Genomic DNA, 25,335 nt, shown 5'->3' on the forward strand with positions numbered 1-25,335 from the left:
CCTACCCGGTTAATCTCGGGTGCCATGACCCGAATCCACGACCTTCCCGTGCACCGGCTCGCGGCCTTGGTCCGCAGTCGTGAACTGTCGCCTGTTGAGATCGCTGAGCACTATCTGGAACGAATTCGGCGGCTTGGCGAACGTTACGGTGCCTACGTTACGGTCACTGAGGAATTGGCCTTGGAACAGGCCCGGAATGCGGAAAAGTGGGTGTTGAGCGACACGCCGGACGCGCTGCCGCCCCTTCTCGGCGTCCCCCTGCCCGTCAAGGACCTGGACACCCTCGCCGGTGTCCGCACCACCTTCGGCTCACGTGCCGTACCCGGCCTCCCGGCCCCCGCCGACTCCGCCGTGGTCGCCCAACTGCGCGCCGCCGGCGCGGTCTTCCTCGGCAAGACCAACACCCCCGAGTTCGGCGCGACCTGCTACACCGAGAACGAGGTCGCGCCGCCCAGCCGCAACCCCTGGGACACCGGCCTCTCCCCGGGCGGGTCCAGCGGTGGCGCCGCCGCGGCGGTGGCTGCCGGGCTCGCGCCCGCGGCCCAGGCCAGCGACGGCGGCGGGTCCATCCGCATCCCCGCCAGCGCCTGCGGCCTGTTCGGACTCAAACCCACCCGGGGCCGCATCTCCGGCGGCCCCGCCCAGGTCGACCTGACGGGCCTGTCCACGGCGGGCCCCCTCACCCGGACGGTCCTGGACGCGGCCCTCCTCCTGGACGTCATGGCGGTCAACCTGCCCGGCGACCCCTACACCGCCCCGCCGCTGCCGCCCGGCCGGACCTTCGCCGACCACGCCCGCCGCGAACCGGGAAGACTGCGCATCGGACGCTACGCCGACACCGGATCCGCCGGTATCCCCGTACACCCCGACGTGCTCGCCGCCCACGAGGAGGCCACCCGAACGCTCCTGGACCTGGGCCACGAGGTCGAGGAGATGGAGAACCCCGCCGACACCGCCTTCGGCGGGACCTTCGCCGAGGACTTCCGGTACCTGTGGGCGGCCACCGCCTCGGTCACCCCCGTCGCCCCCGCACGCGAGGGCGAACTGACCCCGATCTACCGGTGGCTCCGCGAAAGCGCCCGCGCCACCCCGCTCCCCGAGTACCTCGCGGCCAGCGCCCGTCTCCTGCACGGCACACGCGCGATGCTGACGGCCACGGCGCGCTTCGACGCCGTGCTCACCCCCACCCTGGCCCGCCCCCCGGTGCCGGTCGGACACTTCACCTCGGGCGGCCCCGCGGACGAGTTCCGGCTGATGACCGAGTTCACCCCGTTCACCTCGCTCTACAACGTGTCCGGGCAGCCCTCGGTGAACGTCCCGCTGCACTGGTCGCGCAGCGGGTTGCCGATCGGTGTGATGCTCACCGCCCCGAGGGGCGGGGAGGGGACCCTGTTGTCCCTGTCGGCCCAGCTGGAGCGGGCCCGTCCATGGGCGCACCGGGTTCCCGAGGGGTGGCACTGACCGGAGCCGGCGCGGCCGGGCGGGGCAGGAACAGGCTCAGTACGGCGGCCAGCAGGATCAGTCCGGTCGCGCCCAGTACCCCGCCCGCGATCCCGTGGGTGTCCACCAGGGCTCCGGCTACCGGACCGGCGAGCCCGCTCCCGGCCCCCATCGCCGTGGCCATCCACCCGAACGCCTCCGCCCGCCGGTGGGAGGGCGCGGTCTCGCCCAGCCGTCCCATCACGGCGGCCAGGGTGGGCGCTATCGCCAGCCCCGACACGAAGAGCAGCGGGGTGATCAGCAGGGGCGTGGACAGGTGGGTGACCGGTGGGACGAACGGGACCAGCACCGCGATCCCCAGCGCCGCCGCGAAGGCCCGCAGCCGGAGCCTCGGGGCGCCCTTCACCGTCCCGGCGACCGCCCCTCCGACCAGGGAGCCCAGGGCCCACACCGAGGCCAGCGCCATCACGTACTGGGGCGCGTCCAGCTCGTTGGCCCAGGCGACGATCACCAGGTCCATGTTGACCACGCCGGAGACGATGAGCATGCACATCACGAACACCAGGCACAGCGCCGGGTGGAGCAGCAGGCTGCGGCCGGGACGGGCGCCGGCGCCCCGGCCCCCGTCGGTGGGACCGCCGTCCCCCCCGGCCTCCCGCGGGGCCGGACCGGTCACCCCCGCCCGACGCAGTGACAACGCGAACCCCACCGCGCCCATCAGCCCCAGAACACCCAAGAGCAACAGGGCCCAGCGCGCTCCCGCCATCGCCACGACGCCGGCGGTCAGGATCGGGGAGAAGACGAACAGCAGCTCCTGGGTGGTGGCCTCGGCCGCGTAGACGGCCTGCCGTTCCGGGCCGCTGGTCAGCCGCGGCCACAGCGCGCGCACGATCTGGTTGGCCGGGGTGCCGAAGAGCCCGGTGCCCAGGGCCAGGGGGACCGACAGCCACCACACGGACGCGGGCAGCAGCGCCAGGGTCGTCAGGCCGACGGTGAAGACCACCCCGCACACCAGTACCAGCCGGTCGCTGTTGCCGCGGTCCGCCATCCGCCCGCGCAGCGGCCCGACCAGGGCTATGCCCAGGGTGAAGGCACCGGCGACCAGACCGGCCAGCGTGTAGGAGTCCGTCCAGCCCTGCACCAGGAAGGTGACCGCGATCATCAGCCCCGGAGTGTAGAACCGGGCCGCCAGGGACCAGCTCAACAGGGACAGGACGTGGGGAACGGCGAAGAGCCGCCGGTAGTTCGCGAGCACGCCACCGATTATGCAGTTCGTGCACGACATCCGCGACGGGATGAGCGCCCCGTACTGCCCGAACGCGGGACGGTAACGAAAAGTCGTGGGAAAGGGGAGGTCCATGGGGAACACAGAAACGGGGCCGAGGGGATCTTCTGCCCCCACACCGGGCCGTCCTCCGGTGTACACGGGCCCCTGTGGGGCATGATCGGTTCCTGTGAGGGACGTTCAGCTGGCCCGGGTGGCCGAGCAGCACGGGGTCGCGACCACGTACGAGGACTGGCGGGGACGGCAGGTGCCCGTCAGTCCGGACACGATCCGCCATGTCCTGTCCGCTCTGGGGGTGGATCCCCGGGACCCCGGCCAGGGACCGGGACGCGGTCCGCTGCCGCCCGCGGTGGTGGTTCGCGAGGGCAAGGCGCCCGACCTGGTGCTGCCGGAGGGGGCCCGCAGCACCGTGGAGACCGCCGACGGCTCCCTGCTGCCGTTCGACCCGGGGCTGCCGCTGGGGACGCACACCCTGCGGGTGACCGGCAACGGTGCCGAACACGACGCCCCGCTCCTGGTGGTCCCCGACCGGATCGACCCCACCGCGCTGCGGGAGAACCCGCGCCTGTGGGGTCTGATGGCACAGGTCTACAGCGTGCGCTCCCGTGCCTCCTGGGGGACCGGCGACCTGCGCGACCTCTCCGAGCTCGCCGACTGGAGCGCCCGCGACCTCGGAGCGGACTTCACCCTCGTCAACCCGGTACACGCCACCGAACCGCTGGTGCCCGTCGAACCCTCCCCCTACCTGCCGGTCAGCCGCCGCTACGCGAGCCCGCTCTACATCCGGGTGGAGGACGTTCCCGAGTACGCACGCCTCGACCCCGCGCAGCGCGAGGGGGTACAGCGCCTGGCACGGCCGCTGCGAGAACGCGGCCGCACCGCCGACCTGCTCGACCGGGACGCCGTCTGGGAGGCCAAGCGCACCGCACTGGAGATCCTCTTCCAGGTGCCCCGCGCCCCGGGCCGGGAGGAGGCGCTCCGCCGCTACCAGGAACGCGAGGGCCAGCCCCTGGTCGAGTTCGCGACGTGGTCGGCGCTGGCGGAGGAGCACGGGTCCGACTTCCGCGCCTGGCCCGCGCACCTGCGCGACGTCGGTTCGCTCGCGGTGGGCCGGGAGGCCCTGAGGCTGTGGCCGCGGGTGGAGTTCCACCGCTGGCTCCAGTGGATCCTCGACGAACAGCTCGCCCAGGCACAGGAGAGCGCCCTCGACAGCGGGATGCGACTCGGGATCGTGCACGACCTCGCGATCGGTGTGCAGGCGGGCGGCGCGGACGCGTGGATGTACGGCGACGCGCTCGTCCCCGGACTGCACGTGGGAGCCCCGCCGGACGAGTTCAACCAGCTCGGCCAGGACTGGGGGCAGCCGCCCTGGAACCCGACCCGTCTGGCCCGGCTCGGGTATGGGCCCTTCCACCAGATCCTCTCCCAGAGCCTGCGCCACGCGGGCGGCCTGCGGATGGACCACGTCATGGGCATGTTCCGGCTGTGGTGCGTACCCGAGGGCGCCTCCGCCGACCAGGGGACCTACCTGCGCTTCGACCACGAGGGCATGGTCGGCACCCTGGCGCTGGCGGCCCACCGGGCCGACGCGGTGGTCATCGGGGAGGACCTGGGGACCGTCGAGCCGTGGGTCCGCGACCACCTGGCGGACCGGGGCATCCTCGGTACTTCCGTGCTGTGGTTCGAGAAAGACGAGGAGGGGAGGCCGCGCGAACCCGGCCGGTGGCGCCGGGACTGCCTGGCCACCGTGGCCACGCACGACCTCCCGCCGGTCGCCTCCTACCTGTCCGCCGAGCACGTCGAACTGCGTGACCGCCTGGGGCTGCTCGACCGGCCCGCCGCGGAGGAACTGGCGGACGCCGAGGCCCGGGTGGACCAGTGGTGCGCGCTGCTGGTGCACCTGGGGTTCCTCGAGGAGGACGCCGACCCGGTCGGCGATCCGGCCGCCGTGGTCGCGGCGATGCACGCCTACCTCGCGGCGACACCGGCCCGGATGCTCGGGGTGGCTCTCACCGACGTGGTGGGGGAGCGGCGTATGCAGAACCAGCCGGGGACCAGCACCGAGTACCCGAACTGGCGGATCCCGCTCACCAGCAGCGAGGGCGAGCCGGTCCTGGTGGACGAACTACTGGCCGACCCGCGGATGGTCGCCCGGATCCGCCGCACCCTGGGCCCGCTCGGCAACCACTACCGGGAACTCTAGGCCGGGTGCACGGCGGCCCCGGGGAGGACTCCCCGGGGCCGCGGCGGACCGGTACCGTCAGTCGCCCGCCTCAGCCCTTCCGGCCGGCGGCGATGTCGGTGGCGCGGGCGCGCAGGGCGCGCTCGACCCCGGCCCGGCCCTCGATCAGCAGGCGGTGCAGCGCCGGGGCGGGGGCGTTGTCGGCGATGTAGGAGTCGGTGCGCTCCAGCGTCGCCTCCTCGACCAGCTGGCTCGGGTAGACCACCTCGGCGAAGGTCTGCGCGAACTCACCGGTCCACTTCTCCCAGGCCGGGGCGAGCTGGTCGAAGTACCGCTCCACGTAGGGGCGGTACAGCTCGGCCTGGCGCGGCTCGGTGAAGCCCAGCAGGGTGGCGCGGAACTCGGCGTTGGCCAGGTCCCCGCCCACGATCCGCTCCCAGGCGGACTCCTTGGCCTCGGCCGTGGGGATGGCGGCCCTGGCGCCCGCGGCGTTGCGCTGGCCGGTGGCGGTCGGGTCGGACTCCAGCTCGGCGGCGATCTCCGCCTCGCCCGCCTCACCCGCGGCCACCAGACGGCGCAGCAGGGTCCAGCGCAGGTCGGTGTCGACCGTCAGGCCGTCCACGGTGATGGCGCCGTCCAGCAGCCCGCGCAGCAGCGACAGGTGCGCGTCGCTCACGGCGGCGTCCGCCAGCGCGTTGACGTAGGCCAGCTGGAGGTCGCTGCCGGGCTCGGCTGCGGAGAGCAGCTCGCGCAGGCGGTCGGCCAGCAGCTCGAACCCGAACGGGCGCCACGCCGGGTCGGCGTAGTTGTACAGCGCCCCCGAGGCCTGGCGGAGCAGGGTCTGGGCGACCGTGACGTCGTTCACCCCGCCGATCCCGGAGATCACCAGGGCGACGTAGTCACGGGCGGCCATCTCGCCGTCCCGGGTCATGTCCCAGGCGGCGCCGAAGGCCAGTGCGCGGGGCAGGGACTCGCGGATCTCACCGGCGCCCTCCACCACGGTGCGCAGGGAGCGCTCGTCCAGGCGGATCTTGGTGAAGGTGAGGTCGTCGTCGTTGATGAGCACCAGGTCCGGCCGGGCCCTGCCGACCAGCTCGGGGACCTCGGTGCGCTCACCGCTGACGTCCAGCTCCACGCGCTCGCGGCGCACGATGCCGTCCGCGGTGCGGTCGTACAGGCCCACGGCCAGACGGTGCGAGCGCAGCGTCGGGTGTTCCGGGGCGGCCTCCTGCAGGACCGCGAAGGACGTGAGGTTCCCGTCCGCATCGACCTCGAAGTCCGGCCGCATGGTGTTGACGCCGGTGGTCTCCAGCCACTCGCGCGACCAGCCGGACAGGTCGCGCCCGGAGGCGGCCTCCAGATGCTTGAGCAGGTCCTTCAGCTCGGTGTTGCCGAACGCGTTCTCCTTGAAGTAGGCGCGCACGCCCGCGAAGAACGCGTCCACGCCCACGTACGCGGCCAACTGCTTGAGCACCGAGGCGCCCTTGGCGTAGGTGATGCCGTCGAAGTTGACCTCGACCGCCTGGATGTCGACCATGTCGGCGGCGATCGGGTGCGTGGAGGGCAGCTGGTCCTGGCGCAGCGCCCAGGCCTTCTCCACGTTGGCGAACGTCGTCCAGGCGTCGGACCACTTGGTGGCGTTGACCTGGCAGTAGACGCTGGCGTAGGTCGCGAACGACTCGTTCAGCCACAGGTCGTCCCACCAGCGCATGGTGACCAGGTCGCCGAACCACATGTGCGCCATCTCGTGCAGGATGGTCTCGGCGCGGCGCTCGTAGCGGGCGTCGGTGACACGGGACCGGAAGACGTAGTCCTCCAGGAACGTCACGGCGCCGGCGTTCTCCATCGCGCCCGCGTTGAACTCCGGCACGAAGAGCTGGTCGTACTTGCCGAACGGGTAGCGCAGGTCGAACAGGCCGTGGAAGAAGTCGAAGCCCTGCTTGGTGACCTCGAACAGGGCCTCGGAGTCCAGGTGCTCGGCGAGCGAGGCCCGGCAGTACAGGCCCAGCGGGATGCCGTCGTGCTCGTCGCGGACCACGTGGTACGGCCCGGCGATCAGCGCGGTGATGTAGGTCGACATCACCTGGGTGGCGGGGAAGTGCCAGCGCACCCGCTCCTCGCCCGCGGCCTCGCGCTCCACGTCGGGGGCGTTGTTGGAGACCACCTCCCACGTCGGGGGCGCGTACACGGTCAGTTCGAAGACGGACTTCAGGTCGGGCTGGTCGAAGCACGTGAACATGCGGTGCGCGTCGGCCGTCTCGAACTGGCTGTACAGGTACACCGATCCGTCGACCGGGTCCACGAACCGGTGCAGGCCCTCACCGGTGCGCATGTAGGCGGCATCGGCGACCACCGTCAGCTCGTTCTCGGCCGCCAGGTCCGGCAGGGTGAGCCGCTCACCGTCGAACAGCTCCGCCGCGTCCAGCTCGCGCCCGTTCAGCACGGCGCTCCGGATCCTCGGCGCGGCCAGGTCGACGAAGGTCCGTGCGCCCGGCTCAGTGCTGGAGAAACGCACCACGGTGGTGGACCGGAAGGTCTCGTCCCCGGTGGTCAGGTCCAGCTCCACGGCGTAGGAGTCGACGCTGAGAATGCGCGCCCTCTCCCGAGCCTCGTCCCGTGTCAGGTTCCCTGCCACGCCACGCTCCCTCCACGGCCGCCGTCATCGCCGGCCGGAAATCGTTGCCGACCGCGGCGAGCCTGCCGCCTGGGGTGGGCGTCGTCGGGCCGGAGGTCGTTGTCATCCGGGATCGATCCTGCCACGCACACGAGCGGAATGTGCAACCGATGGGCGTGGTTGGTGACCTACGGCGAGAAGTTCTCGGCCGTCCCGGGTCCGGCCCCGGGGCTTCGACCGTCCCAGACGAGGAGCAGCGATGACCCAGTCCCCCGAACAGACGGGCGACCAGGAGACCATCCACGCGGACATGTGGTTCGACCCCGCCTGCCCGTGGGCGTGGATCACCTCCCGGTGGCTGCTGGAGGTGGAGCAGGTCCGGCCGGTGCGTGTGCGCTGGCGGGTGATGAGCCTCGGGGTGCTCAACGAGGGCCGCGACCTGCCCCGGGAGTACCGGGACTCGATCGACCGGTCCTGGGGTGCGGTGCGCGTGTGCGTGGCCGCCGAGCAGCGTTTCGGGCCGGACGTTCTCGGCGACCTCTACACCGCCCTGGGCACCCGCTTCCACAACAACGGCGAACCGCGCACCGCGGACACGGTCCGCGCGGCGCTGGCCGACGCCGGCCTGCCCGCCGACCTGGCCGACGCCGCGGACTCCACCGAATACGATGAGGCCCTGCGCGCCTCGCACGGCGAGGCGATGAAGCTGGTCGGCGAGGACGTCGGCACGCCGGTCGTCCAGGTGGAGGGCATCTCGTTCTTCGGCCCGGTGCTCACCCCGATCCCGCGGGGCGAGGACGCCGGCAAGCTCTGGGACGGTGTGCGCCTGGTCGCCGGGACCGACGGGTTCTTCGAGCTCAAGCGCACCCGCACCCGCAACCCCGTCTTCGACTGATCCGCTCCGCGGGGCCCTGCCCCGCGGGACCCGCAACCCCGCAGCCCCTGCGGACACGTAGCTCCACGACCACGGAGGACCCATGCCCGGGCCTGACGGTGACCGCCGCCCCAACTTCCTCGACGACCTCGACCTGCTGCCCGACACCACGAGCGACGAACGCTCCGAGGGCTGGGGCGACGGCGACGAGGACTCCACCGCGCGGCTGATCGCCGACCGCCCCCCGCACTGGGACTGATCCGCACGGGCGGCCGGACCGGACTCCGGAGGCGCTCCGGGGCGGGTATCCGTGGAACCACGGGTCCCCGCCCCGGCCGCGCCTTCGCACCTCCCCGCCCTGGCCAACCAGAATCCCGTTCTGCGAAAATGGGACCATGCGATCCCTCTACATCGACGGCGCCTGGCGCGACTCCGCCTCCGACGAGGCCCTTGACGTGGTCAACCCGGCTACCGAGCAGGTCATCGACACCGTTCCGGCGGGTGCCACCGCTGACGTCGACGCCGCGGTCGAGGCCGCGGCCGCCGCCCTCCCCGCCTGGTCGGCGCTCACCCCGGGCCAGCGCGTCACCCACCTGACCAAGGCCCTGGAACTGTTCAACGCCCGTATCGGTGACATCGCCGCCGAACTCACCCGGGACATGGGCGCTCCCGCCACCTTCGCCGCCAAGGTGCAGGCCGGGCTGCCCTCGCTCATGTTCCGGACCTACATCGACCTGGTCGAGGAGCACGGGGAGCGCTACTTCACCGGGGAGAAGGTCGGCAACTCCCTGGTGGTGCACGAGCCGATCGGCGTGGTCGGCGCGATCACCCCGTGGAACTACCCGCTGCACCAGATCGTCCTCAAGGTCGTCCCCGCGCTCCTCGCGGGCAACACCGTGGTCCTCAAGCCCAGCGAGGTCGCCCCGCTGAGCGCCTACGCGCTGGCGGAGGTCTTCGACGGGGCCGGCCTGCCCGCGGGCGTGTTCAACCTGGTCTCCGGCACCGGGCCGGTGGTGGGCGAGGCGATCGCCGCCCATCCCGGGATCGACATGGTCTCCTTCACCGGTTCCACCCGCGCCGGCACCCGGGTGTCCCAGGTCGCGGCCGAAACGGTCAAGAAGGTCGCCCTGGAGCTGGGCGGCAAGTCGCCCAACCTCATCCTGCCGGGCGCCGACCTGACCAAGGCCGTCAAGCGCGGTGTCGCCGACGTCATGCGCAACACCGGCCAGAGCTGCAACGCGCTCACCCGGATGCTGGTGCACCGCGACTCCTACGCGGAGGCCGTGGAGCTGGCCGCGGCCTCCGCCGCCAAGTACGCTCCGGGCGACCCCGGGGACGAGGGCACCCGGATGGGCCCGCTGGTCTCCGCCGCCCAGTTCGACAAGGTCCGCTCCTACCTGGACCTCGGCGTCTCGGAGGGCGCCCGCCTGGTCACCGGTGGCTCCGAGCCGGTCGAGGGGCTGGAGAAGGGCTTCTACGTCCGCCCGACCGTCTTCGCCGACGTGCGCAACGACATGCGCATCGCCCAGGAGGAGATCTTCGGCCCGGTACTCGTCCTCATCCCCTACGACACGGTGGAGGAGGCGGTCGAGATCGCCAACGACACCGTCTACGGCCTCAACGCCGCGGTGTGGTCGGGCGACCAGGAGGAGGGCCTGGCGGTCGCCCGCCGCCTGCGTGCCGGCCAGATCGAGCTCAACGGCGGGGCCATGAACCCGCGGGCGCCCTTCGGCGGCTACAAGCGCTCCGGCAACGGCCGTGAGTGGGGTCTGCCCGGCCTGGTCGAGTTCTGCGAGGTCAAGGCCGTGCAGACCTGACCACTGTGGCCGGACTCACGGCCCTCGCGCGCGTTCGTCCGGAATCGGCCCCGGTGACGCGCGCGTTGTGGGGTGTGGAAAAATTCCGACTGGTCATCCCCTGGTCCGAACCCAAACGAGGTGTGAGTTGAGCAGCAAGCCCGCGGTCTCCAAGGCAGGTCCCCTCAGTAAGGACCTCAAGTCGATGTTCGTGTACAACCTGGTGGCGATCCTGTCGATGGTCGGCTTCGCCGCGCTCGGTCTGAGCGTCGCGGCCGCCGCGGCCGGTGCCTGACCCGCACGGAGAACGCCGCGCCCCCGCCGGTCCACCGACCGGCGGGGGCGCGGCGTCGTCCGTACCAGGGAGCTGTCACACTGGTGACGTGCGTGTTTACCTTGGATCAGATCATGCGGGCTTCGAGCTCAAAGAACACCTCGTCTCCTGGCTGAAGGAGCACGGCCACGAGGTCGTCGACGCCGGTCCGGACGTCTACGACGCGGTCGACGACTACCCGCCCTTCGTCCTGCGCGCCGCCGAGGGCGTCGCCGGGGACCCGGGTTCCCTGGGGGTGGTGATCGGCGGTTCCGGCAACGGCGAACAGATCGCCGCCAACAAGGTCCGGGGCGTCCGTGCCGCTCTGGCCTGGAGCGAGGACACCGCCAGGCTGGCGCGGGAACACAACGACGCCAACGTGCTCTCCGTCGGCGGTCGGATGCACTCCCTGGAGGAGTCCACCCGGTTCGTCGAACTCTTCCTCGCCACCCCGTACAGCGACGAGGAGCGGCACACCCGCCGCATCGCCATGCTCGGCGACTACGAGCAGACCGGCGAGCTCCCCCCGCTTCCGTAACCCCGTCCGTGGTCCCGCACGGGCGCGGGGCCGATCGTCCGCCCCCGTGTGCCCGGCGCGCGGGGGCGAACCCGTACTCTGGCCCCGCCCCCGTACACCCGGGTTTAGGCGGAACCCAAAACCGGGGTTAAGGGGCGGAACATCGCTGGTTGCACGTGCCACAGCCGCATGCCAACCGCTACAGTTCGTGCACGGCGGCGGGCTGACGTCGTCCGCGACCCAACGGTTTCCGCCCCCTGAACGGAACCAGCCACCACGATCGGGCGTGCCCCCACAGAGCCACGGCCCGCCGACACGAACCGACCCCCGGACCGCACCGGTGTGCCGTACGACCACCAGGAGTGACCCCCGCGGGCGAGCGGGCCGAGAGGACCGATGAACTCCACACCGACCGCCAAGACCACCCGGCTGCTGCGCTCCACCGCGCAGCGGCTCATCGCGGTGCTCCGGCGCAAGGTGTTGTTCCGCTACCGGCTCGTCCTGATCACCCTCGTCGCCATCGCGGTGGGGATCGGTGTGGGCGCGGTCTGGGGACCCGCGGGCTGGTTCCCGCCCAGCTCCACCATCCTGACCGTCCTCGCCGGAGGACTGCTGCTCAAGCGCAAGAGCCTCGCCTTCCTGCTCGGCGTGGTCGCGGCGGTCCTGCTGTTCGTGGCCTTCATGCTCGACTTCGGCCAGGTGGGCCCCGGCCTGCTCGTCACCATCGGTGTCACCGGGGTGCTGTCCTACCTGCTGTCCGGGGTGCGCGAACGCCTCGGCGTGCAGGGGCTGAGCGGCGAGATGATGCTGCTGGACCTGCGTGACCGCCTCCGCGACCAGGGAAACCTGCCCGAGCTCCCCGAGGGGTGGGGCCGAACCGCTGTCCTGCGCCAGGCGGGCGGCTCCTCCTTCGGCGGTGATTTCGTGGTCTCCATCCGCAGGGAGAACCGGCTCGACGTCGCCGTCGTCGACGTCTCCGGCAAGGGCGTGGACGCCGGGACCCGGGCCCTGATGCTCTCCGGGGCCTTCAGCGGGCTGATCGGGGCGGTGCCCGCCGGCGACTTCCTCGCCCACTGCAACGACTACCTGATGCGCAACAGCGGCGGTGAGGGCTTCGTGACCGCCGTGCACCTGAGCGTGGACACCGACACCGGCGCCTACCAGGTCGCCTCCGCCGGACACCCGCCCGCGCTGCACTACGACAGCGGCGGCGGGATGTGGAGCACCACCGAGGCCAAGGGCGTGGTCCTGGGCGTCATCCCCGAGATGACCTACACCTCAGTCGAGGGCAAGCTCCGTCCCGGAGACGCGATCATGCTGTGCACCGACGGTCTCATCGAGACGCCGGGGGAGGACCTGGACGCGGGCATCGACCGTCTTCTCGGAACCGCCGACATCCTGGTCACCCAGGGTTTCGCCACCGGTGCGGACGAGGTCGTGGACACGCTCAGCAAGGACAAGAACGACGACTGCGCCCTCGTGGTCCTCTGGCGCACCTGACCCGGACCCGCTCCGCCCCCGCGGGGATGAGCCGCCCCCGCCGCTCCTGGCGGTAGGGTCGACGTGTTCCCCGACCCCGGTACGAGGTCTTCGTACCCGTCCCCGGATCGCCGTGCCCGCCCCTCCACGCCCCCGGGCGCCGGCGCCGCACGGCCCACCACACCAGTGACGAGGGGCCGGACCCGAGCCCCGGGACAGGACCCGGACTTCCCAGATTTCGCGGCCCCGCGGGCGTGCCCGCCGGGCGATGGAGACGCAAGGGGGTGCTTCGCATGGACGGCGAGCGCGCTGAAGAACTCACAGATCTGGTCGAGAACAACGACCTGACCGGGATCAGGCTCTGGTTGGCCGAACACAGGCCCCACGAGATAGCGGACGAACTCTCCCGCATGGTCGGCCGCGAGGCGATCATCCCGTTCCGGCTCCTGGACAAGGACCGCGAGCTGGAGGTCTTCGAGGAGCTCGACCCCGGTCAGCAGCAGGCCATCCTCCTCGGCCTGCGCGGCACCGACTTCCACGAGATCCTCGAGGAGATGGACCCGGACGACCGGGCCCGCCTCATCGGGGAGGCGCCGGCCAAGATCGCCACCCGTGCCCTGGCCGGGCTGAGCCCCGCCGAGCGCAAGATGACCGCCGCGCTCCTGGGCTACCCGGAGGACTCGGTCGGCAGGTACATGACCCCCGAGACGGTCATCCTGCACCGGGACCTGACCGTCGGCCGCGCCCTGGAGGTGGTGCGCGCCAAGGGAGCCGACGCCGAGACGATCTACACCCTGCCGGTGGTCAGCGACGGCCGTCGCCTGGTCGGCACCATCACCCTGAGCGACCTCGTGGTCAGCGACGACGACCGCCTCCTCAAGGACCTGGTGGACGTGTTCGCGCCGCGGGTGGGTGCCAGCGAGCCGGTCGAGGACGCCGCCCGACTGATCCAGGAGGCCAACCTGGTCTCCCTCCCGGTGGTGGACTCCGAGGACCGATTCGTCGGGCTGTTCACCTTCGACGACGCCCTGGAGGTCATCGAGGCGGCCGACTCCGAGGACATGGCCCGCCAGTCCGGTGCCAGCCCGGTCGGCGAGCACTACGTGTCCGTCGGCGTGCTGCGCCTGGTCGGTGCCCGTTCGGTGTGGCTCATGCTGCTCATCGTCGCGGCGACCCTCACCGTCAACGTCATGCAGGTCTACGAGGCCACGCTCGAGCAGGTCACGGCGTTGGCGATGTTCGTCCCGATGCTCATCGGCACCGGCGGGAACGTCGGCGCCCAGTCGGCCACGGCGATCGTGCGCGCCCTCGCGGTCGGTGAGGTCCGGGTGCGCGACCTGCCCTCGGTGATCTGGAAGGAGAGCCGGGTCGGCCTGCTCCTGGGTGTGATGCTCGCCGGGATCGCCCTGGCCATCGGTTCCCTGCTGGTCGGGTTCGACATCGCGATGGTGGTCGCCCTGTCGGTGATCGCGATCTGCACCTGGGCGGCCGTCATCGGCTCGTCGATGCCCCTGCTGGCCCGCAAGGCGGGGGTGGACCCGGCGGTGGTCTCCTCACCGATGGTCGCGACCCTCGTGGACGCCACCGGCCTGCTCATCTACTTCTCCGTGGCCCAGACGGTCCTCGGCCTCTGACCGGACCCGGATCGGCGGATACGGGGCCTCTGACCGGTTCCGTGCCCGTACGCGAGGTTCCCGACCGGTGACACGCCGCATGAACCCCGGTTGGAGCGGGTATTGCGTCAGGAAGCAGGACGGATCTACAGGGGGGATTCCATGTCCGCTAGCGGAGGTGCGTTCGACCGGCTGAAGAAGGCCGTCACCGACAACGCCGACAAGGCCGAGGGCGTGGTCGGAAAGGCTGCCAGGGCCGCGAAGAAGGCCACCGGCGGCGCACACGACGACAAGATCGACAAGGGGGCCGGCGCGGCCACGGACTACCTGCGCAAACGCGCCCGGGAGAACGACCGGGACGACAAGGAGTCCTAGCCGGGACGGCAGCCGGGGACGCGGGGCGGTCGGGCCGTGTCCACAATGGTGGATGCGCTCCTCCGCTCCGCGTCCCCTTCCCGTCCTTCTCGCCAGGCTCCGTATGCCCCTGATGTGGCTGGCCATGGCCGCTCTCCTGGCCGGGTACCTCGGCCTGCCCTGGTGGGTCGGCGGTGTGTTGTTGCTGGTGGCCCTGGCCGTGCACCTGCGTCTGGGCACCCCGCGCTGCGCCCCGCGAGTCCTGGCGCCGCCGGTGCGCGGCCGATGGATGGCGTTGACCAGCCCCGTGGACAGCGTTCCGAGCCAGGGCACCCACGCCTACGGGCAGACGTACGCGCTCGGACTGGTCGCCGAGGACGGTACCCGCCCCGACATCGCCTGGCGCCCGCTCAGCCGTCCCCCGGAGGACTTTCCGGCCTTCGGCGCCCCCGTGTACGCACCGGCGGACGGGACCGTGGTCCGGGTGCACGACCGCCAACGCGACCACCGCAGCCGCAACTCCTGGCTCTGGCTGTTCGGCACGGTCGTGGAGAACACCCTGCGCGAGTTCCGGGGCCCCTCGGGGCTGATGGGCAACCACGTGGTCATCGACATCGGCGGCGCCCACGTACTCCTGGGCCACCTGCGCCGCGGGTCGGCCGCGGTGGCCCCCGGGGACCGGGTGGTGGCCGGCCAGCCGATCGCCCGATGCGGAAGTTCCGGGGCCTGCACCGAGCCGCAGGTCCGGATACAGCTGATGGATCTGCCGCACCCGCTCTTCGCCGCCGGGCTGCCCGTGGTCTGGGGGAGCGGCTGGAAGGCGGGGACTCCGGACTCCGAGGGCTCCGAGGGCCTGCCGGAGACCTGGCGTCCGGTGGAGGTCACCGGCCCCTACGCCGTACCCGCTGATCAGAGCGGTTCAGCGGGAGACTAACCTGACAGTCAGGTAAGGCGAACCTAACGGGGGTGCGGAGTGGTGAACGCGGTCGACGGTGCGCCCTGCAAACTCACGGTCTGCCGGGGCTGCTGCTGCGGGACGAAGAAGAAGGTGCCCGGGGTGGACCACAAGGCCCAGCTCGCCCGGCTCAGTGCGATCGAGGACCACTCCGCTCGCCGCGTCCCGGTCCGCACCAGCAAGTGCCTGGGCATCTGCTTCCAGGCCAACGTCGTCGTGGTCCAACCCTCCCAGGAGGGCCGGGCCGCGGGAGCGCGCCCCGTCTGGCTGGGCCGGATGACCGAGGACGGGCTCCTGGAAGCGGTGGACGACTGGATCTTCGAGGGAGGGCCCGGGATCGCTCCGCTTCCCGCCGTCCTGGAGGGCCACGTGACCTCCAAGGACGCCAAGAAGCCGAAGAAGCGCAAGAAGCCCAAGCACTCCAAGTCCGCGAAGAAGGAACGCAGGAAGGCCGAGGAGAAGCTGGCCAAGAAGGCCAAGAAGGCCAAGAAGGCCAAGAAGGCCAAGAAGGCCAAGAAGGCCGCCGGGGCGGAGTCGGCCGGAGGCGGCGCCACGAAGGACGGTGGCGGGAAGGCCGAGAAGGACGGCGCCAAGAAGAAGGGCAAGAAGTCCAAGAAGGGCAAGGGCAAGAAGGACGCGGGTTAGGGGGCGGCGGGGGAGCCCGGGGCGGGGCCCGGAACCCGTTGGGCCCCGCCCCGCCCGCCGCGCGCTAGCGGGACTGCGGCGCGAACTGGGTGCGGTACAGAGCCGTGTACAGGCCCTCCGCGTCCAGCAGCTGCTCGTGCGTACCGCGCTCCAGGATCCGGCCGTCCTCCAGGACCAGGATCTGGTCGGCCTCGCGGACCGTGGCCAGCCGGTGCGCGATCACCAGTGAGGTCCGGCCCTGCAGGGCGACCGCCAGGGCCTCCTGCACCGCCGCCTCGGACCCGGAGTCCAGGTGTGCCGTGGCCTCGTCCAGAACCACGATCGACGGCGCCTTCAGCAGCAGCCGCGCGATCGCCAGACGCTGCTTCTCACCGCCGGAGAGGCGGTACCCGCGGTCACCGACCATCGTGTCGAGCCCGTTCGGGAGCTGCTCCAGGAGCGGCCCCAGGCGCGCCATCCGCAGCACCTGCGCCAACTCCTCGTCGGTCGCGCCCGGCTTGGCGTAGCGCAGGTTGGCGCCCACGGTGTCGTGGAAGAGCTGCGCGTCCTGCGTCACCACGCCCACGGCCTCGCGCAGCGAGTCGCCGGTGGCCCCGCGCAGGTCCAGCCCGCCGATCCGCACCGCCCCCTCGGTCGGGTCGTACAGCCGGGACACCAGATGGGTGAGGGTGGTCTTGCCCGCGCCAGACGGACCCACCAGTGCCACCATCTGACCGGGCTCGGCCCGGAAGGAGACCTCGCTCAGCACCTGGGTGTCCTCGACGCCCTCGGCCTGGGGCGTCAGCTCCAGGGAGGCCACCGAGGTCTCCGCGGAGCCGGGGTAGCGGAAGGACACCCGGTCGAACTCCACGCTCAGCGGGCCCCCCGGCAGCGGCTTCGCGTCCGGGCTCTCCTTGATCTGCGGTTCCAGGTCCAGCACCTCGAAGACCCGGTCGAAGGAGACCAGCGCGGTCATGATCTCCACGTGCACGTTGGACAGGGTGGTCACCGGCCCGTAGAGCCGTGCCAGCAGGGTGGTCAGGGCGACCAGCGTGCCGACCTCGAAGGCGCCGCCGGCGGCCAGCACACCGCCCACGCCGTAGACCATCGCCATGGCCAGCGCCGTGATGGTGGCCAGCATCGTGAACAGCAGGCCGCCGATCACGGACTGGCGGACCCCCAGGTCGCGCACGCGCGCCGCCCTGCCGGCGAACCCCCGCGACTCCTCGTCGGGGCGCCCGTACAGCTTGACCAGCATGGCCCCGCCGACGTTGAACCGCTCGGTCATCAGTGAGCTCATCGCGGCGTTGTTGTCCATGGCGTCGCGGGAGATGTTGGCGAGCCTGCGGCCCAGCAGCTTCGCGGGGATGATGAACAGCGGTACCAGGGCCAGCGCCAGCAGGGTCACCTGCCAGGACAGCGCCAGCATCGTGACGACCACCGCCACCACACTGATCAGGTTGGACACCACGGACTGCAGTACCGAGGTGATGGCGCGCTGGGCGCCGACCACGTCCGTGTTCAGGCGGCTGATCAGCGAACCGGTCTGGGTGCGGGTGAAGAAGGAGATCGGCATCCGCTGCACGTGGGTGAACACCTGGGTGCGCAGCAGGTAGATGACGCCCTCACCGATCCGGGAGGACAGCCACCGGCCGGTCAGGGTGATGACGCCCTCCAGGAGCGCCAGCACCGCCGCGGCGACCGCCAGCCAGACGACCAGCGAGGTGTTCCCCGGAATGATGCCCCGGTCGATGATGGCCCGCAGCAGCAGCGGGTTGGCCACGACGATGGCCGCGCCCACCGCGGTCACCATGAGGAAGAGCACGATGGATCGCCAGTGCGGTGTCGCGTAGGACAGGACGCGCCCGGTGATCCCCGGGGGCAGTTCCTGCCCGCGTGCGCTTCCGTCGTTGACCAGTGCCCTGTAGGAGGGCCTCCCTGACATCATCGGCAGCCTCGTTTCGTACCTCGGTTCGCCACGCATGCGTCAACGCCGGTGTGCGCGCACCGCTTCCCGCCCGGGGACGGCGGCCGGACCGGGAGCGCCGGATGTGGGGCGCGGCACCCGGGGTCAGAGGGAGTGCGCGAGACGGCCGAGCGCCGCGGTCGTGGAGCGGCCGGGGGTGAAGGGAAGCTCCCAGGCCTGGGCGTCGAGGGCGTCGGCCCCGCGGATCTTGGCCTGGGTGTAGCGGTCTCCGGCGGTGAAGGCCAGGGCGGCCGGTGCGAGGGGGCGGAGCAGGTCCGCGTAGGCCGCCCAGTCGGCGACCGAGGGCGGGCCCTCGATGATGAAGGAGCCGGTCACACAGGAGAGGGCGGCGATGGTCTCGGCCCGTTCCGCGTCGGGGTTGACCGGGCGTCCGGGGCCCTTCCACGCCCGCACGCGCTCGTCGGACTCTATGCCCACGACCAGGGGGAGTCCGCGTTCTGCGATGGAGCGCAGGAAGCGCACGTGCCCGACGTGCAGGACGTCGAAGACACCGGTGACCACGGCTGGGCGCTCCAGCGGCTCCGGCCGCTGGAACCAGAGCGCGCTGAGCGGCTCCGCCATCTCGTGAGTCCCGTCCGTGTCCGTCATCTGGCCCCCGTTTCGCCGAACCCGAGGGGCGCCCGCACCTGATCGAGCCGACGGGGCCGCCCGAAAGGTCAACGTACCCGTTCGAGGCGGGTATTCCGCCTCCGGGGACGCCTGAACCGAACCGTGTTCGTCCGAATGTGTGAGTCCCCTCACCCGGAACCTTCCGGGTCGACGGTGAGTCCCATCACCGAAAGGGTTCGCGAAGAAGGGTGGATTCAGCTGATGGCGTGGTCGGTGCTGGTCGAGGAGAACATCAGCTACGGGCAGAACGTGCGCTGGGGGATGGGGCTGATCAGGGGCGAGTACCCCGAACGGGAACAGGCCAGGGCGGCGGCACTGGAGCTGACCGGGAGCTTCACCCCGAAGCACCCCTGGGCCGAGCGTGAGCGCACGGTCTACCGGATCTCCGAGGACTCCTACCTCGTCAACCTGGTCGGCGCCACGACCGAGTTCCACTTCCGGGTGAACGTCGCCGAACGGCTCTGACCCTTCGGGGCGCCGGGTCGCCCGCGCCGCACGGCGCGGGCGACCCGGGGTGCTCCCGGGCAAAGAAACGGAGCGAGCCGTGTGTGCCGTGCACACCAGCTCGCTCCGGGTGGAGCGGGCGACGAGAATCGAACTCGCATGACCAGCTTGGAAGGCTGGGGTTCTACCATTGAACTACGCCCGCGTGGCATCGGAGCCCTTGAGTTTCCTCTAGACTCGTGGAGCCGACGGAGACAAGAGTACAGTCTCCGGGGCGGTGGTCGCACACCCGATTTCGGGAACGTGTGTCCGCGCCGGGCAACGGGGTGTAGCGCAGCTTGGTTAGCGCGCATGCTTTGGGAGCATGAGGCCGCGGGTTCGAATCCCGCCACCCCGACGAAACCACCCACTGGTTGCGCTGCCTTCGGGCCGTGCGCCGTGGCCCCCTGTGTATCTGCCCTAGACTTGGTGCGATCAGCAGGAAACTGTAAGTCCCAGCCCGTCGCAGGGCACCCCAGTAGAACGTGGTCATCACTGGCCCGGGGTGCGCGCGTGCATTCGCCGTTTGTGTGGTGCGCCTGCGGGCCGACGCGGACACCAGCCGGCAAACCTAGGAGTACCGCCCCGTGAAGACCGATGTCGAGGAGCTCAGCCCGACCCGGGTCAAGCTGACCATCGAGGTGCCCTTCGAGGAGCTCGAGCACGCTTTCGACGAGACCTACAAGTCGCTCGCGAAGCAGGTTCGGATCAAGGGCTTCCGCCCGGGCAAGGCGCCGGCGCGGCTGATCGACCGCTACGTCGGCCGTGGCGCGGTGATCAGCGAAGCTGTCAACCACGCCGTTCCGGAGCTCTACAACGAAGCCATCCAGAAGGAGGAGATCTTCGCGCTCGGCCAGCCCGACGTGGAGGTCACCAAGCTGGAGGACAACGACGAGCTCGCCTTCACCGCCGAGGTCGACATCCGACCCAAGTTCGAGGTGAAGGACTACAAGGGCATCGAGGTGACCGTCGACAACGCGACCGTCACCGACGAGCAGGTCGACGAGCAGATCGGCACCCTGCGCGAGCGCTTCTCCACCCTTGTCGGTGCCGACCGTCCCGTCGAGGACGGCGACCACCTCTCCATCGACCTGGCCGCCGCCATCGACGGTGAGAAGCTCGAGGACGTCGCCGTCAGCGGCTACTCCTACGAGGTCGGCACCAACACCATGCTGGAGGGCCTCGACGAGACCCTGCGCGGCATGGAGGCCGGTGGCGAGGCCACCTTCAAGACCACCCTCGTCGGTGGCGAGCACGAGGGCGAGGAGGCGGACGTCACCGTCACCGTGCACTCGGTGAAGGTGAAGGAGCTGCCCGAGCTGGACGACGAGTTCGCCCAGCTCGCCTCGGAGTTCGACACCATCGACGAGCTGCGTGAGGACGTGCGCAAGCGCATGGCCGACGTCCGTCGGATGCAGCAGCTCTCCGCCGCCCGTGACAAGGCGCTGGAGAAGCTGATCGACTCCGTCGAGATCCCGCTGCCCGACGCGGTCGTCGACGAGGAGATCACCCGTCGTCGGCAGAGCCTGGAGCAGCAGCTGGGGCAGAGCGGCCTGACCAAGGAGGCCTACCTCGAGTCGCAGGAGAAGACGGAGGAGGAGTTCGAGGAGGAGCTGAAGACCGGCGCCAACTCGGCGGTCAAGGCTGGTTTCATCCTCGACCAGCTGGCCCTCCAGGAGGACCTCAGCGCCGACCAGGGCGAGCTCAGCCAGTACGTGTTCGAGCAGGCCCAGCGCATGGGTGTGAGCCCGGACCAGCTGGCCCAGCACCTGGTCGAGTCGAACCAGATCCGCGTCGCCTTCACCGAGGTCGTCCGCGGCAAGGCCATGGACCTGGTCCTGGCCGCCGCCAAGGTGACCGACGAGGACGGCAACGTCGTCGAGCAGGAGATCGTCGAGGCCTCGGACGAGGACGCCGTGGAGGAGGCCGCCAAGGCCGCCGCCGCTGCGGTCGCCGAGGCTGACGAGGCCGTCGAGGAGACGAAGGACGACGAGGCGGCCGCCGAGGCCGACTCCAAGTAGTCCTTCGGCCGCACAGCCCTCGTACGGGCCCCGACCGACCCGCACCGGGTCGGTCGGGGCCCGTCGTGTTTGTTCGCCGCCAGGAGAGAAGGCGCGTTCGGGGCCCGACGCACCCTGCGCTCAAAGCGAACAGGGACGGTATCCGGACGAGCCTGGCGTCTGTCGGCGTTAGTGTCGCTGTATCGCAACCGTTTCGATTCCGGAGCAGGTGACGAGAGTGCCGCCGACCTTTGATGAGTCCCCGCGATTCGACGCTCGTACGTCGGATCCGCAGCTTTCCCCTTTTATTGAGCAGACGCCTCAGCGCCTGTTGCGCCAGCGAATCGTATTCCTCGGCCAGCAGGTCGACGATGACATCGCCAACCGCCTGGTTGGTGAACTCCTGCTGCTGTCCGCCGAGGACCGCCAGCGGGACATCACCATGTACATCAACTCGCCGGGTGGTTCCGTAACGGCGGGCATGGCGATCTACGACGTCATGCAGTACATCCCCAACGACGTGCGCACCGTGGGTATCGGTATGGCCGCTTCCATGGGCCAGATGCTCCTGTGCGCCGGTGCTCCCGGCAAGCGTTACGCGCTGCCGCACACCCGCGTCATGATGCACCAGCCCTCCGGTGGCATCGGGGGCACCGCCTCCGACATCCGGATCCTGGCTGACCAGCTGCTCTACGTGAAGAAGATGTTCATCGAGAAGATCTCCGAGCACACCGGGCAGACGGTCGAGCAGATCGAGAAGGACGCCGATCGTGACCGCTGGTTCACGGCCCGGGAGTCACTGGAGTACGGCTTCATCGACGAGGTGCTCGAGGGCACCCTCGACGTGACCAGCTGACCTGGCCCAGCCCATGAATCGGCGCAGTGCGTGGAAGGCGTGAAATGACCGAGTTCAATCCCAGTCCCATCGGCGGCGCGGCCTCGATGGCTCCCCAGAGCCGCTACGTCCTGCCGTCCTACGTGGAGCGTACGTCGTACGGCGTCAAGGAGATGAATCCGTACAACAAGCTCTTCGAGGAGCGGATCATCTTCGTCGGCGTCCAGATCGACGACGTTTCGGCCAACGACCTGATGGCCCAGCTCATCACGCTTGAGCAGCTCGACTCCGAGCGGGACATCCAGATGTACATCAACTCGCCGGGCGGGTCCTTCACCTCGCTCATGGCGATCTACGACACCATGCAGTTCGTGCGCCCCGACATCCAGACGGTGTGCATCGGACAGGCCGCGTCGGCCGCCGCGATCCTGTTGACGGGCGGCACCAAGGGCAAGCGCGGTGCGCTGCCCAACGCCCGGATGATGATTCACCAGCCCGCGACCGAGGGTATGCACGGTCAGGCCAGTGACATCGAGATCCAGGCCAACGAGATCACCCGGATCCGCCAGCAGCTGGAGACCACTCTGGCCAAGCACACCGGGCGGTCCGCGGAGCAGATCTCGAAGGACATCGAGCGGGACAAGATCCTCACCTCGGAGGAGGCCGTCGAATACGGTCTCATCGACTTCGTGCTGCCCTACCGCAAGGCTTCCCTGAAGTAGGGCGACACCGGCCGTCGGCCTCTGGCCGGGACTTTCCGCGCATGCGGAGGCGTTCCCGGCCAGAGGAGTCCGGCCATCGGGAAGTACCTGCCGGACCGGTTTCTGACCCGCCTGGGACAGCCCGGTGGTGAAGCCGGTCCGGTTTTTCGCTTAGTCTGGCGGAGAGCGACACACAGATCGCCCCGTTCGTGGCTGGCCGGTCGTGAACGGATCACGGGAACTTGAGCTTTCCGTCCGTTCGGCGCCGGGTGCGCCGGGAACGGGGCGGCCTTAGTTTTGAGGAGTGGCTGGGTGGCACGCATCGGTGACGGCGGGGATCTGCTGAAGTGCTCATTCTGCGGCAAGAGCCAGAAGCAGGTGAAGAAGCTCATCGCCGGCCCCGGCGTGTACATCTGCGATGAGTGCATCGATCTGTGCAACGAGATCATCGAAGAGGAACTCGCCGACGCCACGGAGCTCACGTGGGACTCCCTTCCCAAGCCCCGCGAGATCTACGAGTTCCTCGACTCGTACGTGATCGGTCAGGAGCAGGCGAAGAAGTCCCTCTCGGTGGCGGTGTACAACCACTACAAGAGGGTCCGTTCGGAGACCGACCGTCCCGGTGACGAGGACGTCGAGATCGCCAAGTCGAACATTCTCCTGCTGGGGCCGACCGGGTCGGGCAAGACCCTGCTGGCCCAGACCCTCGCGAAGATCCTGAACGTCCCCTTCGCCATCGCGGACGCCACGGCGCTGACCGAGGCGGGCTACGTGGGCGAGGACGTCGAGAACATTCTCCTGAAGCTGATCCAGGCCGCTGACTACGACGTCAAGAAGGCCGAGACCGGCATCATCTACATCGACGAGGTCGACAAGGTCGCCCGCAAGAGCGAGAACCCCTCGATCACGCGCGACGTGTCCGGCGAGGGTGTCCAGCAGGCGCTGCTGAAGATCCTGGAGGGCACCACGGCGAGCGTCCCCCCGCAGGGCGGACGCAAGCACCCGCACCAGGAGTTCATCCAGATCGACACCACCAACGTGCTGTTCATCTGCGGTGGGGCCTTCGCGGGCCTGGAGCAGCTCATCGAGTCCCGCACCGGCCAGCAGGGCATGGGCTTCAACGCCGTGCTGCGGCCCAAGAGCGAGAAGGGCGAGACCGCGCTGTTCGGCGAGGTCATGCCGGAGGACCTGCTCAAGTTCGGGATGATCCCGGAGTTCATCGGCCGTCTTCCGGTGATCACCAGCGTGCACAACCTGGACAAGGCCGCGCTGATCCAGATCCTCACCGAGCCGCGCAACGCCCTGGTCAAGCAGTACCAGCGGTTGTTCGACCTGGACAACGTGGAGCTGGAGTTCACCCCGGACGCCCTGGAGGCCATCGCGGAGCAGGGCATCATCCGGGGGACCGGGGCCCGCGGTCTGCGCGCCATCATCGAGGAGGTTCTGCTCTCGGTGATGTACGAGGTGCCCAGCCGTGAGGACGTCGCCCAGGTGATCATCACCCGCGAGTCCGTCGAGCAGCACGTGAACCCGACGATCGTGCCGCGGAGCCAGCTGGACTCGGGCGACGGTCGCCAGGAGAAGTCGGCCTGATCCCGCCGGCCCGCTGAGAACGCGCGGGAGGCGGACGCGAGCCCTCGGGGCGCTCTTCTACCAGGGAGGGCGCCCCGAGGCGCGTCCGGGCCCCGCACCGCGCCGCCGGGGGCGGCGTGCGGGTCCGTGACGGAGTCCTAGTCCTCGGACAGGACCTGCTCCATGCGGGAGATCTCGGTGTTCTGTTCCGCGATGAGGTCGTTGGCCATCCGCAGGATCGTCTGGTCCTTGCCCTGTGCCATGACCTCCTCGGCCATGGTGACCGCGCCCTGGTGGTGGACGGTCATGAGTTCGACGAAGAGCCGGTCGAAGTCGTCGCCCTCGGCCTCGGCGAGGCGTTCCATCTCCTCGGCGGAGGCCATGCCCTCCATGTCCTCGTGGTCGACCTGGAGATCGCACTCGACCACCTCCCCGTCCTCGGAGTGGTGGCTGCCGTCGCCCTCCAGCCCGCAGAAGTTCTGGTGGGCCGGGTTCTCCCGGGCGGGGCCGAAGACGTTCTCCTCCAGCCAGCTCTCCATCGCGGTGATCTCGGGGCCTTGGGCCGCGGAGATCCGGTCGGCGATCCGCTCGACGCCGTCGCGTTCGTGGCGCTCCTCGACCAGGTCGGTCATCTCCAGGGCCTGGGCGTGGTGTTCGATCATCTTCACGAGGTAGGTGACGTCCGCCTCGTTGTGCCCCTGTTCCTCGGCGAGGGCGGCGATCTGGTCGGGGGTGGCGGGGGTGGAGGACTCTCCGGGGGCTCCGGGGGCGATGACGTTGGCGGAGTCCTGCCCGCCGTCCCCGCCGGTACAGGCCGAGGCTCCGAGCAGCACGAGGGCGGTTCCGGCTGCGAGTGCCAGGCGACGCACGAGGTCTCCTCCAGGGGTGGGGGTTCGGCGGGCCGGGTGCCCGACGGTGACGGAGGGCGCGCCAGGGTGAACGCGACATCCTGCGGGTTTTCTACTCACTCGGTGGGTGTTTTGTCCAGTGTCGGGCCCGTGTCGGTCGCGCTGCGTCGGTTCCTCGGGCGCGCCGGGGTGCCCGGTGAAGGGTGGTTTCAGGGTGAGATGTCTGATCTCGGTGTTTCGTCTGTTCTGTGAAG

Annotated in this window: 22 protein-coding genes and 2 tRNA genes; 18 read left to right on the forward strand and 6 right to left on the reverse strand. The window is 70.4% G+C overall.

The annotated features are described in order from the left end of the window. Positions 1-24: 24 nt before the first annotated feature. A complete protein-coding gene (locus tag AC0VYD_RS06860; protein WP_475479107.1) occupies positions 25-1,461 on the forward strand; it encodes an amidase in 1,437 nt (478 codons plus the stop codon). Here AC0VYD_RS06860 and AC0VYD_RS06865 read toward each other — a convergent pair. Further along, positions 1,361-2,695, reverse strand: coding sequence for an MFS transporter (locus AC0VYD_RS06865; protein WP_475479108.1), 1,335 nt, complete (start codon positions 2,693-2,695; stop codon positions 1,361-1,363). The two genes, AC0VYD_RS06860 and AC0VYD_RS06865, sit on opposite strands and share 101 nt — an antisense overlap. Positions 2,696-2,894: 199 nt before the next feature. On the opposite strand from AC0VYD_RS06865, the gene malQ reads away from it, so the two are divergent. Continuing rightward, positions 2,895-4,928, forward strand: coding sequence for a 4-alpha-glucanotransferase (gene malQ, locus AC0VYD_RS06870; protein WP_475479109.1), 2,034 nt, complete (start codon positions 2,895-2,897; stop codon positions 4,926-4,928). Positions 4,929-4,998: 70 nt separating this feature from the next. Here the strand turns inward: malQ and pepN are convergent, their stop codons facing one another. Then, positions 4,999-7,542 (reverse strand): aminopeptidase N, encoded by a 2,544-nt coding sequence (gene pepN, locus AC0VYD_RS06875; protein WP_475479110.1) that lies wholly within the window; start codon positions 7,540-7,542, stop codon positions 4,999-5,001. 238 nt (positions 7,543-7,780) lie between these two features. Between pepN and AC0VYD_RS06880 the strand changes: the two genes are divergently transcribed. From AC0VYD_RS06880 to AC0VYD_RS06925, 10 genes are all read left to right on the forward strand, one after another. Further along, positions 7,781-8,416: a mycothiol-dependent nitroreductase Rv2466c family protein gene (locus tag AC0VYD_RS06880; RefSeq protein WP_475479111.1), complete on the forward strand. Its 636-nt coding sequence runs from the start codon at positions 7,781-7,783 to the stop codon at positions 8,414-8,416. An 82-nt stretch (positions 8,417-8,498) separates the two neighbouring features. Further along, on the forward strand, positions 8,499-8,654 hold the full coding sequence (locus AC0VYD_RS06885; RefSeq protein WP_191272872.1) for a hypothetical protein: 156 nt from the start codon (positions 8,499-8,501) through the stop codon (positions 8,652-8,654). Between the two features lie 136 nt (positions 8,655-8,790). Next, a complete protein-coding gene (locus AC0VYD_RS06890) occupies positions 8,791-10,212 on the forward strand; it encodes an aldehyde dehydrogenase family protein (RefSeq protein ID WP_475479112.1) in 1,422 nt (473 codons plus the stop codon). Between the two features lie 127 nt (positions 10,213-10,339). Beyond that, the gene (locus tag AC0VYD_RS06895; protein ID WP_191272876.1) at positions 10,340-10,486 is read left to right on the forward strand and encodes a hypothetical protein; all 147 of its coding nucleotides are present in this window, start codon (positions 10,340-10,342) and stop codon (positions 10,484-10,486) included. Positions 10,487-10,574: 88 nt separating this feature from the next. Next, positions 10,575-11,042 (forward strand): ribose-5-phosphate isomerase, encoded by a 468-nt coding sequence (locus AC0VYD_RS06900; protein ID WP_475479113.1) that lies wholly within the window; start codon positions 10,575-10,577, stop codon positions 11,040-11,042. A 375-nt stretch (positions 11,043-11,417) separates the two neighbouring features. Beyond that, positions 11,418-12,521, forward strand: coding sequence for a PP2C family protein-serine/threonine phosphatase (locus AC0VYD_RS06905; RefSeq protein WP_475479114.1), 1,104 nt, complete (start codon positions 11,418-11,420; stop codon positions 12,519-12,521). Between the two features lie 272 nt (positions 12,522-12,793). Further along, the gene (mgtE, locus tag AC0VYD_RS06910; RefSeq protein ID WP_475479115.1) at positions 12,794-14,134 is read left to right on the forward strand and encodes a magnesium transporter; all 1,341 of its coding nucleotides are present in this window, start codon (positions 12,794-12,796) and stop codon (positions 14,132-14,134) included. A gap of 141 nt (positions 14,135-14,275) precedes the next feature. Next, on the forward strand, positions 14,276-14,488 hold the full coding sequence (locus AC0VYD_RS06915; RefSeq protein ID WP_475479116.1) for an Rv0909 family putative TA system antitoxin: 213 nt from the start codon (positions 14,276-14,278) through the stop codon (positions 14,486-14,488). Between the two features lie 52 nt (positions 14,489-14,540). Next, on the forward strand, positions 14,541-15,401 hold the full coding sequence (locus tag AC0VYD_RS06920) for a M23 family metallopeptidase (protein ID WP_475479117.1): 861 nt from the start codon (positions 14,541-14,543) through the stop codon (positions 15,399-15,401). Positions 15,402-15,524: 123 nt separating this feature from the next. Then, positions 15,525-16,067, forward strand: a complete 543-nt coding sequence (locus AC0VYD_RS06925) for a (2Fe-2S) ferredoxin domain-containing protein (RefSeq protein ID WP_475480207.1) — start codon at positions 15,525-15,527, stop codon at positions 16,065-16,067. A 64-nt stretch (positions 16,068-16,131) separates the two neighbouring features. Here the strand turns inward: AC0VYD_RS06925 and AC0VYD_RS06930 are convergent, their stop codons facing one another. Beyond that, entirely contained in the window at positions 16,132-17,994 is a 1,863-nt protein-coding gene (locus AC0VYD_RS06930; RefSeq protein WP_475479118.1) for an ABC transporter ATP-binding protein, read from the reverse strand. Between the two features lie 123 nt (positions 17,995-18,117). After that, positions 18,118-18,621: an adenylyltransferase/cytidyltransferase family protein gene (locus tag AC0VYD_RS06935; protein WP_473036065.1), complete on the reverse strand. Its 504-nt coding sequence runs from the start codon at positions 18,619-18,621 to the stop codon at positions 18,118-18,120. A 222-nt stretch (positions 18,622-18,843) separates the two neighbouring features. Here AC0VYD_RS06935 and AC0VYD_RS06940 point away from each other — a divergent pair, with 222 nt between their 5' ends. Next, positions 18,844-19,107 carry a hypothetical protein gene (locus tag AC0VYD_RS06940; protein ID WP_475479119.1) on the forward strand — a complete coding sequence of 88 codons (264 nt, stop codon included), beginning with the start codon at positions 18,844-18,846 and terminating at the stop codon, positions 19,105-19,107. Positions 19,108-19,217: 110 nt separating this feature from the next. Here AC0VYD_RS06940 and AC0VYD_RS06945 read toward each other — a convergent pair. Next, a tRNA-Gly gene (locus AC0VYD_RS06945) sits at positions 19,218-19,291 on the reverse strand. A gap of 117 nt (positions 19,292-19,408) precedes the next feature. On the opposite strand from AC0VYD_RS06945, the gene AC0VYD_RS06950 reads away from it, so the two are divergent. From AC0VYD_RS06950 to clpX, 5 genes are all read left to right on the forward strand, one after another. Further along, a tRNA-Pro gene (locus tag AC0VYD_RS06950) sits at positions 19,409-19,483 on the forward strand. 229 nt (positions 19,484-19,712) lie between these two features. Beyond that, the gene (tig, locus tag AC0VYD_RS06955; protein ID WP_475479120.1) at positions 19,713-21,146 is read left to right on the forward strand and encodes a trigger factor; all 1,434 of its coding nucleotides are present in this window, start codon (positions 19,713-19,715) and stop codon (positions 21,144-21,146) included. A gap of 286 nt (positions 21,147-21,432) precedes the next feature. Beyond that, a complete protein-coding gene (locus tag AC0VYD_RS06960; protein WP_191273690.1) occupies positions 21,433-21,981 on the forward strand; it encodes a ClpP family protease in 549 nt (182 codons plus the stop codon). Positions 21,982-22,025: 44 nt separating this feature from the next. After that, positions 22,026-22,682, forward strand: a complete 657-nt coding sequence (locus tag AC0VYD_RS06965) for an ATP-dependent Clp protease proteolytic subunit (protein WP_475479121.1) — start codon at positions 22,026-22,028, stop codon at positions 22,680-22,682. 291 nt (positions 22,683-22,973) lie between these two features. Then, a complete protein-coding gene (clpX, locus tag AC0VYD_RS06970; RefSeq protein WP_475479122.1) occupies positions 22,974-24,254 on the forward strand; it encodes an ATP-dependent Clp protease ATP-binding subunit ClpX in 1,281 nt (426 codons plus the stop codon). A gap of 137 nt (positions 24,255-24,391) precedes the next feature. Here clpX and AC0VYD_RS06975 read toward each other — a convergent pair whose 3' ends face one another. Beyond that, positions 24,392-25,102: a DUF305 domain-containing protein gene (locus tag AC0VYD_RS06975; RefSeq protein ID WP_475479123.1), complete on the reverse strand. Its 711-nt coding sequence runs from the start codon at positions 25,100-25,102 to the stop codon at positions 24,392-24,394. Positions 25,103-25,335 lie beyond the last annotated feature (233 nt).

This window comes from Nocardiopsis sp. iso_40, assembly GCF_056173285.1.

Excerpts from the sequence above, each read along its gene's own strand:
- AC0VYD_RS06860 (WP_475479107.1), top strand. The coding sequence starts at position 25 with ATGACCCGAATCCACGACCTTCCCGTGCACCGGCTCGCGGCCTTGGTC.
- AC0VYD_RS06885 (WP_191272872.1), top strand. The coding sequence starts at position 8,499 with ATGCCCGGGCCTGACGGTGACCGCCGCCCCAACTTCCTCGACGACCTC.
- AC0VYD_RS06930 (WP_475479118.1), bottom strand. The coding sequence starts at position 17,994 with ATGATGTCAGGGAGGCCCTCCTACAGGGCACTGGTCAACGACGGAAGC.
- AC0VYD_RS06905 (WP_475479114.1), top strand. The coding sequence starts at position 11,418 with ATGAACTCCACACCGACCGCCAAGACCACCCGGCTGCTGCGCTCCACC.
- mgtE (WP_475479115.1), top strand. The coding sequence starts at position 12,794 with ATGGACGGCGAGCGCGCTGAAGAACTCACAGATCTGGTCGAGAACAAC.
- AC0VYD_RS06880 (WP_475479111.1), top strand. The coding sequence starts at position 7,781 with ATGACCCAGTCCCCCGAACAGACGGGCGACCAGGAGACCATCCACGCG.
- AC0VYD_RS06935 (WP_473036065.1), bottom strand. The coding sequence starts at position 18,621 with ATGACGGACACGGACGGGACTCACGAGATGGCGGAGCCGCTCAGCGCG.
- AC0VYD_RS06890 (WP_475479112.1), top strand. The coding sequence starts at position 8,791 with ATGCGATCCCTCTACATCGACGGCGCCTGGCGCGACTCCGCCTCCGAC.
- AC0VYD_RS06915 (WP_475479116.1), top strand. The coding sequence starts at position 14,276 with ATGTCCGCTAGCGGAGGTGCGTTCGACCGGCTGAAGAAGGCCGTCACC.
- AC0VYD_RS06965 (WP_475479121.1), top strand. The coding sequence starts at position 22,026 with ATGACCGAGTTCAATCCCAGTCCCATCGGCGGCGCGGCCTCGATGGCT.
- AC0VYD_RS06940 (WP_475479119.1), top strand. The coding sequence starts at position 18,844 with ATGGCGTGGTCGGTGCTGGTCGAGGAGAACATCAGCTACGGGCAGAAC.
- AC0VYD_RS06920 (WP_475479117.1), top strand. The coding sequence starts at position 14,541 with ATGCGCTCCTCCGCTCCGCGTCCCCTTCCCGTCCTTCTCGCCAGGCTC.